Origin of the sequence: Nicoliella lavandulae, assembly GCF_037546185.1 — a bacterium.
GTDB lineage: Bacteria > Bacillota > Bacilli > Lactobacillales > Lactobacillaceae > Nicoliella > Nicoliella lavandulae.
In genome coordinates, this window is sequence record NZ_JAWMWH010000001.1 from 1,384,391 (window position 1) to 1,398,368 (window position 13,978).

Below are 13,978 nucleotides of genomic sequence, written 5' to 3' on the forward strand. Positions count from 1 at the left end.
TATAATATAACACACGATATAATTTTGCAATTATCTTACATGAACTGATCTGGTGATATCCCATCCATTCCAATCATCGGATCGATTTTTCCGCTATTGATCAACTGTTCAGTTAAAATTTGCTTATCCGACTTAGGCTCGTCATTGGAAGCACTAGTTGAATTAGTGACGGTTTCAACTTTTGATTCAGTTTGGTTGGTTGGTTGATTAACATCCTTAATTACCGTTCGTAATCGCTGACAAAGGCTAGTCCAACGCTTAGTTGATGGTGTCTCTACACATTTTACAAATGAGTTTACATCCCCAGCTAACACTAATAGTTTCGAAGCACGCGTAATGGCAGTATACAGTAAATTACGTTTGAGCATAATCGTGTATTGGGGCACAATTGGCAAGATCACCATCTTAAACTCACTCCCTTGTGCTTTATGAATCGTTGTACAATAAGCTAACGTAATTTGATCCCATTCCTTACGTTGATAAGTAACTTCTGAATCGTCAAACGCAATCACTAGTTTATCCTTGCTACTATTATTGGGCTGAGTTTCAATACTAACGATTTTACCAATGTCACCATTAAAGACATCGTTTTCGGAGCTATTAACTAACTGTAAGACCTTATCACCAATTCGATAGTGAACCCCACGGTACTCAACTTCTTTTTGATCAGCACTAGTTTTGGGGTTCATAATCGATTGAATAATTGTATTTAAATTATTAACCCCAATTGGGCCCTTATACATTGGTGCTAACACTTGAATATCAGTAGATGTGAATCCTTTGCGATGAGCTTTGCCAACAATTTGCTCAATTACTGATTGAATTTGTCGAGCGGTACAACTAATAAAACTCCGATCACTTTGGTTAGTCATGAAGTCCTGTGGTAAATGCCCATTTTTCACATAGTGGGCTAACTCAATAATGGTTGAATCATCATCTTGACGGTGAATTGTATTTAATTCCAAACTAGGAATTCGCTTAGATTGTAATAAATCATTAAATACTTGACCCGGCCCTACCGATGGTAATTGATCCCGATCACCAACTAAAATAACCTTCATATCATCAGGAACAGCATTAATTAGCCGTCTGAACAAATAAGTATCAACCATCGACATTTCATCAACAATTAATAGTTTACCATCAACCGTAGTTTCTTTAGCGTCATCCTGTTCTTGATCATCATTAATGTTTAATCCCAATAGTTTATGAATCGTACTTGCTTCAGCTCCAGTTGTCTCACGCATGCGCTTAGCAGCACGACCAGTGGGTGCAGCTAATAAGAATGGGTATGGATCATCAACATAATCAGCAATTGAAAGTGATAGGTCATTAATTTTAGCGTACAGGGACAAGATTCCCTTAATGATGGTCGTCTTTCCAGTTCCAGGACCACCAGTTAATAGGAAAACTGATGATTTCATTGCCATTTTTAAGGCTGAAATTTGCGACGCATCATATTCAATGCGATTGTCAAATTCAATCTTGCGAATCATTTGATCTAACTGATCATCAGGTAAGGCTTGAGTATCATCTCCCGCCTCTTCAATTCGCTTAATGTTTTCGGCAATTTCCCATTCAGCTTCATATAGCGTGCGTAAATAAATTTTGTTTTGCTCACCAACAATTTTATTGGCTTTGGCTAAAGCAATGATTTGATCACCAATTGCTTCAATCGTAACTGCTCCATCACGACTACTATTTAGTAGTTTTAAAGATTCATTTACCAATTGATCTAATTTAGCATAAGTGCCACCACTTTTAATTGACAATCGACTTAATGCTGTCATGATTCCAGCTCTTAATCGACCAATCGAATCATCTGTAAAACCCATTTGACTGGCAATTTGATCTGCTTTTTTAAAGCTAATTCCATTAATATCTTCAACTAGTTTATAAGGATTATTTTTTATTACTGATAATGTTTTATCCTTATAAAAATTATATATTTTACCTGCAAGATTGCTGCTAAAGCCATAACTATTTAAGCCGATAATAATCTGCTCAACTCCATTATGCTCTTTGATTCCATTAGTTAACGCCTCTTTTTGCTTGGGCGATAAGTCTAATTGTTTTAATACATCTGGATTATTAATAACTTTTTCAATTAAGTTATTACCAAGTTGTTCAACAATCTTTTCAGCCGTCTTAGTTCCAATTCCAGGAAAATCATCACTTGATAAATATGCTATTAATCCCTTACTAGTCTTAGGGGTATTGCCCTCATATTTAGTCACTTTGAACTGTTGACCATACTTTGGATGTTCTACTAATTCGCCAGTAAATTGGTATTCTGCATCTAGATCCATCTCGCCAAAACTACCAACTGCGATAATGTCATCGCTATTCCATTTGAAATTAGCTGATTTAATTTTAACTGATAGGACTTTATAAAAATTATCTGGACTTTCAAAAAAAATTGCCTGGACCGTTCCAGTAAGTGAAAGTGGTTCTGACGGATTAGAATGGTTATCATCAAATAAATCTACCGAGTCTGCCAAATTATCTACTCCTTAATTTACATTATTTATCGCGCTTTTTTTGAATTTGAATAAATTTTTCGATATCCTTTAGCCGACTTTGTCCCTTTTCAAAATAACGATGGTCATATCGTTTGGCTTTAGCAAAATAATCATCAAATGGTTCTCCTAATACCATAGCAATTAATCCCCGATCAAAGTTAGCCTTGCCATTATGGTCATCGTTTTTTAAAACAATATCAAAAAATTGCGCAGCTTCGCTAAAGTTACCTAGTGCTAATAAACTATCTCCTAAAATTTGGTTAACGGAAGGATCCTGTCTTCGCATTCCCTGAGCAGTTAATGCAAAGACCACTGCTTTTTTATAGTTTTGTTTAGACATATAACTTTGAGCTAACATAATATACGAATCAAACTGCAATTTTTGATCATCAATTTGGTTAAATTGTTGAATGGCTTTGTCATATTCTCCGGCTGCATAGTAAACATTACCTAACCCATACATCAACGTATTCTTTGCTTTTTTACTTTGATCTGCAAATAATCCCATTGCCTTCATTAGTAACTCTTCAGCTTGATTATAATTGCGTAACTGAACCAAAAACGTTCCTAAATCATAGTATGTTCGGTAATCGTGTGGATGTTCATCAATATCCTTAACCAGCTTATGCAGTGTTTCATCAGCTTGTTTTTGCTTTTCTGCCCTGACCTTAGCAACGTGGGCCTGATGTTCTTGATTATTAATTTGGTTATTATCTTCCGTCATTTTTAATATCACTCCAAAGTTAAATAGTATCAGTTGAATCTAGTGGCCGGTTTAAATAATCAGTATCATTCCACTTGATCAATTTAAACGTTTGGCCCTGGTCAACAGTTTCTAAAATCGTAGTACTAGTATTTGAAAGGCCTCCCCGTTTTCTAAGGTCGGCCAATGGTTCATTTAGTAATGAATTAATCAGGGCATTTAAGGCGGCCCCATGACTAACTACCATTACATTCTGATCAGGATTAGGATAATCACGCGCGATTAGTTTTACTGCAGGCGTCATTCGATCAATTACTTCTTGAAAGTTCTCACCACCAATTTCATGATTATCATATTTTTCAGGATGTTCCCTAAAGTTAGTAAATTGTTCCGGAAATTGTGCTTTCACGTCCATAAATTTTTGTCCTTCCATTTTACCCAAATGAAATTCTTCTAGACGATTCCAAAGACTAATCTCTGGAATAAAATCCAATTGGCTACGAACATGCTGAGCTGTTATGCGAGCTCGTTTAATGGGGCTTGCAAAAACATGCTCAAATTTAATATGTTTCAACGCTTTTGCTAATTGATCCATTTCACTGTAACTAGTTTTTAATAATGGTGAATCCCCACCAGCCCCTTGGTAGCGACTTTCAAGGTTCCATTCTGTTTTCCCATGTCGAATAAAATAAATTTTCACTATGCATACCTCGTTATTATTTATGATTATCTATCCATTATAAACTTGATTGCATAAAATAAAAACACCATACCTTCGTATGATGTTTTCAACTTAATACTAATTAAATATATTGTAGTTCTGATTGATTTTGATAAGCAGCATCGATGATTGCTGAACCTAAACATTCCTCACCATCATATAAAACTACTGCTTGACCAGGAGTAACGGCACGAGCTGGGTCATCAAAGATTACTCGAATTTGCTTTTGGTCATCACTAACCTTAACCGTTACACCACAGTCTTTTTGCCGGTATCTAAATTTAGCGGTACAGTGGAATTCACTTCCCCGGTCCGTAATGTCGTTAACAAAGAATGCATCAGATGCATCTAGATAATCAGCGTATAAATGTTCGTTTTCATAGCCCTTGCCTACATATAAGATGTTTTTAGAAAGGTCCTTTCCAACTACGAACCATGGACGGTTATCTTTACCGTCCCCACCGATTCCTAGGCCACGTCTTTGACCAATGGTATAGTACATTAAACCATCGTGTGTTCCCTTTTCAACACCATCAAAAGTCATCATCTTACCAGGAGTTGCTGGTAAGTATTGGCCTAAGAAGTTCTTGAAGTTCTTTTCACCAATAAAACAGATTCCTACAGAGTCCTTTTTATCAGCAACCGCTAGATTAGCTTCGCGAGCAAGTTTTCTAACTTGTGGTTTGATCATCCCACCTAATGGGAACATGACACGGTCTAGTTGGTCAGCAGACAATTGACTTAAGAAATAAGTTTGATCCTTATTTGAATCAGTAGCTCGCAACAAGTGATTATGACCATCATCGTCTCGATACAATTGTGCATAGTGACCAGTTGCAATATAATCAGCACCTAATTCTAGGGCATAGTCTAGAAAGGCTCTGAATTTAATTTCCTTATTACAGATAACATCTGGATCAGGGGTCCGGCCCTTTTTATATTCAGCTAAAAAGTAAGTGAACACTCGATCCCAATATTCTTTTTCGAAGTTCACAGAGTAGTATGGAATTCCAATTTGTGAAGCTACTTTAGCAACATCTTTGTAGTCTTCAGTAGCTGTACAAACACCGTTTTCATCGGTATCATCCCAATTCTTCATGAATACTCCGACTACATCATACCCTTGTTGTTTTAGAACTAAAGCGGTCACAGAAGAATCGACTCCGCCACTCATTCCAACAACCACACGGGTTTTACTATTATCGGTCATTGGTTTATCACCATCATTTCTTTAGATTTCTGAGAATCCACGATTTGAAGGTCGCAATTTCCAGTATTTAATATTTTACTAACTTAAAGTAATAAATGCAAATTAATTAGCAGGGGTTAAAACCTTTCGCAAAATAAGAGTTTGTAAAAAGAAATTTAACTGTTCAACATCATCTGGATGTTGATTATTTTTGAATATATCAATTTTACGTAATCCCTTGCCATCAGTCACTACCATTTTTAGTTGATCTAGGTCTTTATTGACTGAAATTTTCAACTTATAACCATTTAAGTTCGCACCACTAATTGGTTGCTTTAACACAAAGCTACCGTTATTTTGTTTACTAAATCCTAAATCTAACAATGTAAATTGTTTTATCTCTGGACTTAGTTTAAACTTACGGTCATCCCCTTGCAGTTGAACAACAGTTTCAAATGCCATTATTAACCCTCCGTTTTAACGGTTTTTTTCAACCGTTCAATAATTTTAGATAGTTCGTTGATAAATGCTTTAATATAATCTTCAGTTGTATCCTTACCGAAACTAACCCGAATTGATTCGCCAATCCGGGGACTGTCAGGCCCAAACATTGCCACTAAGACATGGGAAGGGGCGATACTTCCAGCTGTACAAGCTGAACCACCAGATACCGCAATTCCAGCTAAATCTAAATTAGTTTGCAATACATAGGTTGAAAAACCCTTAATCCATAAATTAAACACATGATTTAAATTATTAGGATCTAATGACCCGTTGATTGCAAAATCGATTCCATTATCAGCTAATCCGGCAGCAATCATTTCCTTGAAGTGATAGTATTTCGCCTGACGGGCTTGTTTTTCATCATCAGTTAGTAATTTAACAGCCGTTGCAAATCCAGAAATGCCTGGTACATTTTCAGTCCCAGCACGTCGTTTCATTTCTTGATCGCCACCCTTAATGAAACTAGGGAAACTGACATTATCGCTCCGATATAAGAATCCCATCATTTTGGGTCCATTAATTTTATGAGCTGAAGTGGATAGCATATCAATATGATCAGCTTTAACGTCAATATCTAACAATCCGTAAGCCTGGACCGCATCTGTATGAAACCATGCTTGGTGATCCTTTAGAATCTCACCAATTTCATGGATGGGCATTCGACTCCCCACTTCGTTATTCCCGCTCATAATTGTAACTAAAATCGTTTCGTCATCTAATGCCGCTTTAAAGTCATCTAATGAAATTTCACCATTTTCATTAACTGGCAAATAAGTCACTCGAAAGCCCTTTGATTCAAGATATTGTAGTGGTTTTAACACTGCTTCATGTTCGATTGCAGTGCTAATAATGTGATTACCCAACTTTTTTCTAGCTTCTGCCGTTTGAATAATAGCTGTGTTATCACTCTCCGAGCCACCACTAGTAAACACGATTTGATTATCATTAGCATTAATACTATCTGCAATTACATGGCGACTAGCTTCCAATACCGTATGTGATTGTCGGCCTAAGCCGTACAAAGTCGAAGCATTCCCAAATACATTTTTAAATTTATCAGTCATGTCAGCCAACACTTCATCAGCAATCGGGGTCGTTGCTGCATTATCTAAATAAATCTCCGTCAAGGTAGCCAACTCCTTAGTTATTAATCTTGGTTTTGTAAAAAGTTCAACATCATTTTAGCGGAACGTTTACCAGCTTCAACGACAAATTCGTTAAAACTAACGTCCGCATTTTCATCACCAACATCAGACATTGCTCGAATAACAACGTATGGAATATTGAATTGATTAGCCACTTGACCAACTGCAGCGCCTTCCATTTCACTAGAAAGTGCATCTGGGAAGTGACTTAAAATAGTGTCAATTTGTTGTTGACTAGCAATAAATTGATCACCAGAAACAATCAAGCCAGTTTTAGCTTCTAGTCCTACTGCATTTGAAGCAGCTACTAATTGATTGACAAAAGCTTGATCTGCCTTAAACCGAGCTGGTTGATCTGGAACTTGTCCATATTCATAACCGGCGGCAGTTGCGTCAGCATCATGATAGGCAGTTTCAGTGGATACAACAACATCGCCAACTGATAGTCCAGTACCAATTCCAGCAGCAGAACCAGTATTAATAATAATATCAACATCAAATTCTGTGACTAATAGAACCGAAGTGATTCCAGCTTCTACCTTACCAATTCCTGACTTAACTAGAACCACTGACTCACCATTAATGGTCCCAGCAAAAAAGTCGATTCCTTTAATATTTTTAGTAGTTTCATTTTCTAAGTTGTCATGAAGACTCTTAATTTCTTCATCCATGGCGCATAAAATTCCGTATTTCATTTCTAATAGCTCCTTAATTTACAAAAAATAGTACTAAGAATACGATAATAATTCCAATCGTAAACAAAGCAATTAATCCATCTAATCGATGTGCTAATTTTTTAGATTTCTGTTCAGCTATCTGCTGCTTAGTTTGCGCATCAAATAGGTCTTGATCTTGCTTTAACTTTTGTCGACTAAGCGATGGTTCATCATCAAATCCACTTGAATCAAAATCGTTAACGGGATCATCATATAAATCACCCTTGCCGTGTAATTCTCGATACTGCTTACGCGTTAATGAATCATGATCAGATTCAAAATGATTATCATTACTAATCAAATTCACCTACTTACTTAATAGTTCCCAATAAAGAATTGCCATTGCAGTCTTAGCATCCTTTATTTCACCATGATCCAATAAAGCTTTAGCTTCAGATAGTGAATACTCCTTAATTCTTAGATATTCACCCTTATCACGTGGTAATTCATCTGATACTGGTTCTAAGTCCGTAGCTAAATATAAGTCCATATATTCATCTGAAAAACCAATTGAAGTGTAGAATCCGGTTAGATGCTTTAGCGTATTTGCATGATATCTGATTTCCTCGTTTAGTTCACGAATCATCGCATCTTCAGATGAATTATTTTTATCACGTGCATCCACCTTACCAGCGGGAATTTCGAGTGTTTCAGACTGAACCGCAGCACGCCATTGAGTTTCCATAATCATTTTATTGTTGTTAGTAATTACCAAAGCAGCAACTGCTTTAGCATGATGAACAATATCACGACTGGCTTGTTGGCCATTTGGCAATTCAACCGTTTGCTTTTCAACATCAATAATGGATCCATGATATTTAGGATCACTTTTAATTACCTTTTCCTCTAAATTCACAATTATCACCTACTTCATTCAATAGTACAATTTTAGCGATAATAATTTAAAAATGCAATCTAATCACTTTCAATTGGTTGCACCTTAGCAGCCTGAGGACCCTTTTGTCCGTCAACAACTACATATTGAACCTTTTCACCAGGCGTAAGAGTTCTAAAACCATCCCCAACAATAGCAGAAAAGTGTACAAATAATTTATTCTTATCAGCCTCTTTAATGTAGCCGTAACCCTTATCCTTATCATATTCTTTAACCGTTCCAATTAGCAATTTAATCATTCCTTTCAATAAAAACGGCTGGGAAAGTATCCCAGCCGTTTTTTTATTAATCAGTAAAACCTTCAGTAGCAGTCTCTGGAAATTCTTGTCTAACAATTGATGCACAACGCTTACAGAATTCAGGATAGTCAGGGTCTGAGCCAACATCTTGAGTAGTAAGTCGACAACGTTCACAGACTTTTCCTTCAGCCTTTTCAACGGTAATGGCAACCCCATTATTATATTGATCAGCATTATCTGGAGCGGCATCAAAGTCATTAACTACTAGCTGCGAAACAAGTAGTACTTGTTTAACATCGGTGTTTAATGAATCTAATAATTGTTTGTTTTCTGGTGTGAGATATAGAGTCAACTTAGCTTCAGAAGCCTTCCCAATTAATTTTTGGTCACGAACTTCTTCTAATGACTTCAATACATCTTCACGAAGATCCATAAATTGATTCCAATTTGCAAGTAACTTATCTTCATTTGGTAACTTTTCAGCTACTGGCATTTCTGATAATTGAGCAAATTCTTCAGGTTCCTTAAGGAAGCCCCAAATTTCTTCAGTTGTATGTGGAATGATTGGCGTAAGTAACTTAGTCAATGCTACCACGGACTTGTAAATGACAGTTTGCATTGAGCGTCTAGCATGACTGTCCTTGGCATCAATATATAGAATATCCTTTGCAATATCCAAGTAGAATGCTGATAAATCAGCATTAACAAATTTCAATACTGCGCGGTAAATATCTAAGAAATCGTAGTGATCATAATAGTTTTTAATTTCGGCAATAAAGTGGTTCAATTTAACTAACATAAATTGGTCCAATGCCCGCATATCATCAAAGGCCACTTCATTTTCTGATGGTTCATAATCACTAGTATTAGCCAACATGTAACGAACCGTATTTCTAATTTTCTTGTATGAATCAGAAACCTTTACAAAGTTTTCCATTGAAACCCGCACGTCAGCAGATGTATCAACTGAAGTGACCCAAGTTCTAACAATGTCAGCTCCCATCTTATCAATTACTTCTGATGGTGCAATTGTATTACCAAGAGACTTACTCATCTTATGACCCTTACCGTCTAAAGTAAATCCTTGAGAAACCAATTGTTTGTAAGGAGCATGGCCAGAAACAGCAACACTAGTGATTAAACTAGAGTTGAACCAACCACGATATTGATCAGATCCTTCTAGGTACATATCAGCAGGGTAAGTTAAGTATGGGCGTTCTGCCAATACCCCTTGGTGAGAAGAACCAGAATCGAACCAAACATCCATAATGTCATGTTCTTTAGTAAATTTGCCATTTGGTGAATGTTCATTTGTATAACCATCTGGTAAAAGATCCTTAGCTTCTTTTTCAAACCAAATGTCAGATCCATGTTTAGCAAATAAATCAGCAACATGGGAAACCGTTTCTTTTTCAATAATTGGCGTGCCATCTTCTGCATAAAAGATTGGTAGTGGAACTCCCCAAACCCGTTGTCTAGAAATAACCCAGTCATTACGGTTAGCAATCATATTATGAAGACGTTTTTGACCCCATTCAGGTTTAAATTTAACTTCATCAATCGCTGCTAAAATTTGATCTTTAATTTTATCAACCGAAGCGAACCATTGTGTAGTGGCACGATAGATAACCGGTTTTTTAGTCCGCCAATCAAATGGATAACTATGTTCAATTGGCATGTACTTAAGCATTAAATTAGCTTCTTTTAACTTGTTTAATGAAATTTCATTAGCGTCATCATAGAATACCCCTTCGAAGTCTTTGCCGGCTTCTTTAGTAAGGTAACCCTTTGAGTCAACATCAACGAAGATATCTAAACCATACTTTTTACCAACTTGATAATCATCGTCCCCAAAACCAGGCGCCGTATGAACTAATCCAGTCCCGGCATCCAACGTAACGAAATCACCAAGCATTGTTAGTAAGTGTCGTTCTGGCATAAATGGATGTTGAGCTTCCACGTATTCAAGATCTTTTCCTTGAACCGTTTTAACTACTTCGTAATCATCCCAACCGAATAATTCAGCATCCTTACTTAATAGATCAGTTGCAACCACAAACTTACGATCATCACCAGCTGGTTTTACAACTGAGTATTCAAAGTTAGCAGAAACTGTAATTCCCATTGAAGCTGGAATCGTCCAAGGAGTCGTCGTCCAAACAGCAAGGTAAGTATTATCATCTAAGACACCCTTACCATCAATAACCTTTTCACCATAGAATACAGATGGAGAAGTAATGTCATGGTATTCAACTTCAGCTTCAGCCAATGCTGATTCGGATGACCATGACCAAATAACTGGCTTTAATCCACGGTAAATCAAGTCATTTTCAGCCATTTTACCAAATACACGGATTTCAGCGGCTTCAAATTCAGGTGCTAACGTTAAGTATGGGTTGTCCCATTCACCAGCAACACCTAGTCGTTTGAATCCCTTCTTCTGACGTGCAACTTGTTCTAACGCATAGTCATGACAAAGTTTTCTAAATTCATTTGTAGACATCTTTTTACGGTCATAACCAGCTTGGGTTAACTTTTGTTCAATTGGTAGCCCATGCGTATCCCAACCAGGAACGTATGGTGCTCTGAAGCCATTCATAGACTTGTAACGAACGATAAAATCTTTTGAAATTTTATTCATAGCATGGCCCATGTGAATATCACCATTTGCATATGGAGGTCCATCATGAAGCACAAAAGTTGGCTTACCTTCATTTAATTTTTGTCTTTGTTCGTAAACTTTATTTTCTTCCCAAAGTTTTTGACGTTCAACTTCTTTAACTGGTAAATTTCCACGCATTTTAAACTTGGTTTTACCTAAATTCAATGTATCTTTTACTCTCATCCACATTCACTCCTTAATAAATTTATATACAAAAAAAGACTTCATCCAAGGGACGAAATCTTCCGTGGTACCACCCAATTTTAGAATATATAAATTCTCTTATTTAAAGTAATTGAATTGACTAGTTAATAGCCAGGATTGATGGAAAAACTCAAATGAACCTATCGATCTCACACCGTCATCGACTCGCTTATTGGAATTTAAGATTTTCACGATCCCATTCAATGATTATATTAAATTTGTTTATTAGAACCATCAGGATAATATACAACTGTCGATGATTGGCCGTTGCTTAGAATCTGATTACCTGAATCTTGACTTGATTTTACACTGTTGATTTGTGAGTTGTCAAGATTATGAACGAATTTATCAGTAGATAAACCATCATTAGCTCCGTCTGTAGAAACAGTGGGTGTAGATTCAGAGCTCAATAAATTATCCCAATCACTACTTTGGGTAAACTCAAGTTGGCCTTTAAGCAAGGCCGTAACCTTTTGTCTAAATAATTGAGTTGACTTTTTAAGTGATTCCATTTCTGATGAAAGACCATTAACTTGCTTTGTCGATTGTGAAATAATCTCATTTGCACGTTGATTAGCATTATATAAAGTAATCTGTGCTTTTTGGTCTGCATCATTAATAACTGATTGAGCACGTTGGTTAGCCTTAGCAATTATTTCATCTGCTTCACCATCAGCTTTATTTTTAACTTGATCAGCCGCTTGTTGTGCAACTAAAATTGATTGATTTAAGGAATTTTGCAAATTATTAAAGTGCTTTAACTTAGACTGTGTATCATTTAAAGCCGTTCTTAAATCGTCATTTTGCTTAATTGTAATTTGATAGTCTTTAATAATTTGATCTAGAAAATCATTTACTTGGTCAATATTATAACCACGCATCTTAATCGAAAATTCCTTATTATGAATATCTTGTGGACTTAAAACCATGTTGATTCCCCCCATTTATTTCTTTAATACTGATAAACTAACCCTTAACTTATTATGCCTGCTTATGCCAAATATTTCCATCACTTTTAATCGGCCGTAACCACGAACTGATAAAACATCATTTAATTCTAGTTCGTAATTGGGTTGACTAAATTCACCCCAATTAAGATGAACCTTGCCCTTAGCAACTAATTCTTTAGACGTATTTCGCGAAACGTTAAATCCTCTTGAAATTACATTATCAACACGTAACGATGAAAGCGTGGTATTAACTGTCTTCCATTCATTTAAAGGTTCAATAATCTTATTCAATGGGATTTCCTGTAATTGAACTTTAACCTTTCCTATTCGGTCAATTTGTCCTTTTAAATAGGTTGCCATCTCTTGTTCGGTTACAAACTGCCAATGTTGACCATCAAACAGAATATCACCAATCACATTTCGCTCAATTCCAGAACCAATCAAAGTCCCTAATACTTGATTATGGTGTAGCTTAGCAAATTTAATTGGATACCTAATATCAAATAAGCAAAGATTGTAGTCTTCTATCTTAGGTTCAAAGTAATCTGGATAAATCAATGCCCGTTTCATTTCAGAATTATGTAGCCCCCCAAAACTGGCAACATGCACTTCATTATAACTATTAGCAATGATTTGTAATAGATAAATCTGTCTGGGGTTCAAAAAGCTAGTTAGAATGGGTCGATATTCATTAATTGATTGATTAACAACATCATCCATTGATTCCAGAAATGGAATTTCGTTTTTTCTGAAATGTTGTTCTATATTTTCATTCATAATGCATTCACTACGAAAATCTCAATTCGCGTTAACACCACTTGTAGGATGTCTAAAACAATAATTACCGCAACTGGTGCTAAACTAATCATTCCAATTCTTGCAAAACTAAACAGATTTAAAGCTGGTTGGACTAGTCTTGCAATTATTTGACCAGGCTTAGAATAAGCAGCATTGGGTAACCAAGACATTAAACAATATACTAAAATTAAAATCATATATAGTGAAATTAATTTATTAATCATGAAGAAAAATAGCCCAATTAGGGTTAACATCATAAAAATATAATCTCCTTATCTAAAACGATTACTTAGGTCCTTTTTTTCGTCGCCACCAATTTCAAATTTGTGAGGCGTAAATAAAAAGACACGGCTACCAATTCGCTCAACATTTCCATCAATAGTAAATACAGCTCCAGTTAAAAAATCAATGATTCTTGTAATCGAATTACGATCAGCATGTGAAAAATTAACAATTACTGCATTGTTTTCAATTAAGCTACCAGCAATTTTCTTTGCATCAGAGTAAATACGTGGTTCAAAAATAGAAATTTTACTATTTTGACGTTGTTGAATTGAAACAATTTTTTTATCAGGTTGACCATTAGTAGTTAACTTCGATTTGGGTTGATGTTCATCAATGTTTGCAACTGTTTTCCGTTCAGATTGAATTGATTCAGTTTCATCATCATCATCGTCATCTAGACCGAAGAACTTGCTAAATTTAAATTTTTCAGACAAGAAAACCACTT

15 protein-coding genes are annotated in these 13,978 nt (G+C 35.9%); all 15 read right to left on the reverse strand.

What is annotated here, in order from left to right; genetic code table 11:
- Positions 1 to 35 precede the first annotated feature (35 nt).
- Positions 36 to 2,501: an SF1B family DNA helicase RecD2 gene (recD2, locus tag R4146_RS06345; RefSeq protein WP_339960581.1), complete on the reverse strand. Its 2,466-nt coding sequence runs from the start codon at positions 2,499 to 2,501 to the stop codon at positions 36 to 38.
- 22 nt (positions 2,502 to 2,523) lie between these two features.
- A complete protein-coding gene (locus R4146_RS06350) occupies positions 2,524 to 3,246 on the reverse strand; it encodes a tetratricopeptide repeat protein (RefSeq protein ID WP_339960582.1) in 723 nt (240 codons plus the stop codon).
- Between the two features lie 19 nt (positions 3,247 to 3,265).
- Complete coding sequence (locus tag R4146_RS06355) at positions 3,266 to 3,928, reverse strand: histidine phosphatase family protein (RefSeq protein ID WP_339960668.1); 663 nt, start codon at positions 3,926 to 3,928, stop codon at positions 3,266 to 3,268.
- Positions 3,929 to 4,028: 100 nt separating this feature from the next.
- A complete protein-coding gene (gene mnmA, locus R4146_RS06360; RefSeq protein ID WP_339960583.1) occupies positions 4,029 to 5,156 on the reverse strand; it encodes a tRNA 2-thiouridine(34) synthase MnmA in 1,128 nt (375 codons plus the stop codon).
- A gap of 102 nt (positions 5,157 to 5,258) precedes the next feature.
- The gene (locus R4146_RS06365; protein WP_339960584.1) at positions 5,259 to 5,597 is read right to left on the reverse strand and encodes a hypothetical protein; all 339 of its coding nucleotides are present in this window, start codon (positions 5,595 to 5,597) and stop codon (positions 5,259 to 5,261) included.
- 2 nt (positions 5,598 to 5,599) lie between these two features.
- Positions 5,600 to 6,766 (reverse strand): cysteine desulfurase family protein, encoded by a 1,167-nt coding sequence (locus R4146_RS06370; protein WP_339960585.1) that lies wholly within the window; start codon positions 6,764 to 6,766, stop codon positions 5,600 to 5,602.
- A 20-nt stretch (positions 6,767 to 6,786) separates the two neighbouring features.
- The gene (locus tag R4146_RS06375) at positions 6,787 to 7,479 is read right to left on the reverse strand and encodes a 5'-methylthioadenosine/adenosylhomocysteine nucleosidase (RefSeq protein WP_339960586.1); all 693 of its coding nucleotides are present in this window, start codon (positions 7,477 to 7,479) and stop codon (positions 6,787 to 6,789) included.
- Between the two features lie 13 nt (positions 7,480 to 7,492).
- Positions 7,493 to 7,801 carry a hypothetical protein gene (locus tag R4146_RS06380; protein WP_339960587.1) on the reverse strand — a complete coding sequence of 103 codons (309 nt, stop codon included), beginning with the start codon at positions 7,799 to 7,801 and terminating at the stop codon, positions 7,493 to 7,495.
- Positions 7,802 to 7,807: 6 nt separating this feature from the next.
- Positions 7,808 to 8,356, reverse strand: coding sequence for an NUDIX hydrolase (locus R4146_RS06385; RefSeq protein ID WP_339960588.1), 549 nt, complete (start codon positions 8,354 to 8,356; stop codon positions 7,808 to 7,810).
- 59 nt (positions 8,357 to 8,415) lie between these two features.
- Positions 8,416 to 8,634 (reverse strand): cold-shock protein, encoded by a 219-nt coding sequence (locus R4146_RS06390; protein WP_373695340.1) that lies wholly within the window; start codon positions 8,632 to 8,634, stop codon positions 8,416 to 8,418.
- A gap of 46 nt (positions 8,635 to 8,680) precedes the next feature.
- Positions 8,681 to 11,479 (reverse strand): isoleucine--tRNA ligase, encoded by a 2,799-nt coding sequence (ileS, locus tag R4146_RS06395; RefSeq protein WP_339960589.1) that lies wholly within the window; start codon positions 11,477 to 11,479, stop codon positions 8,681 to 8,683.
- A gap of 233 nt (positions 11,480 to 11,712) precedes the next feature.
- Positions 11,713 to 12,429, reverse strand: coding sequence for a DivIVA domain-containing protein (locus R4146_RS06400; protein ID WP_339960590.1), 717 nt, complete (start codon positions 12,427 to 12,429; stop codon positions 11,713 to 11,715).
- A gap of 15 nt (positions 12,430 to 12,444) precedes the next feature.
- Positions 12,445 to 13,227, reverse strand: a complete 783-nt coding sequence (locus R4146_RS06405; protein ID WP_339960591.1) for a YlmH family RNA-binding protein — start codon at positions 13,225 to 13,227, stop codon at positions 12,445 to 12,447.
- Positions 13,224 to 13,505, reverse strand: coding sequence for a YggT family protein (locus R4146_RS06410; RefSeq protein WP_339960592.1), 282 nt, complete (start codon positions 13,503 to 13,505; stop codon positions 13,224 to 13,226). Before R4146_RS06410 ends, R4146_RS06405 begins: the two co-directional genes overlap by 4 nt.
- 15 nt (positions 13,506 to 13,520) lie before the next feature.
- Positions 13,521 to 13,967: a cell division protein SepF gene (locus R4146_RS06415; RefSeq protein ID WP_339960593.1), complete on the reverse strand. Its 447-nt coding sequence runs from the start codon at positions 13,965 to 13,967 to the stop codon at positions 13,521 to 13,523.
- Positions 13,968 to 13,978 lie beyond the last annotated feature (11 nt).

Coding starts and splice junctions, on each gene's coding strand:
- R4146_RS06350 (WP_339960582.1), bottom strand. CDS start 3,246: ATGACGGAAGATAATAACCAAATTAATAATCAAGAACATCAGGCCCAC.
- mnmA (WP_339960583.1), bottom strand. CDS start 5,156: ATGACCGATAATAGTAAAACCCGTGTGGTTGTTGGAATGAGTGGCGGA.
- R4146_RS06365 (WP_339960584.1), bottom strand. CDS start 5,597: ATGGCATTTGAAACTGTTGTTCAACTGCAAGGGGATGACCGTAAGTTT.
- R4146_RS06375 (WP_339960586.1), bottom strand. CDS start 7,479: ATGAAATACGGAATTTTATGCGCCATGGATGAAGAAATTAAGAGTCTT.
- R4146_RS06390 (WP_373695340.1), bottom strand. CDS start 8,634: ATGATTAAATTGCTAATTGGAACGGTTAAAGAATATGATAAGGATAAG.
- ileS (WP_339960589.1), bottom strand. CDS start 11,479: ATGAGAGTAAAAGATACATTGAATTTAGGTAAAACCAAGTTTAAAATG.
- R4146_RS06400 (WP_339960590.1), bottom strand. CDS start 12,429: ATGGTTTTAAGTCCACAAGATATTCATAATAAGGAATTTTCGATTAAG.
- R4146_RS06405 (WP_339960591.1), bottom strand. CDS start 13,227: ATGAATGAAAATATAGAACAACATTTCAGAAAAAACGAAATTCCATTT.
- R4146_RS06410 (WP_339960592.1), bottom strand. CDS start 13,505: ATGATGTTAACCCTAATTGGGCTATTTTTCTTCATGATTAATAAATTA.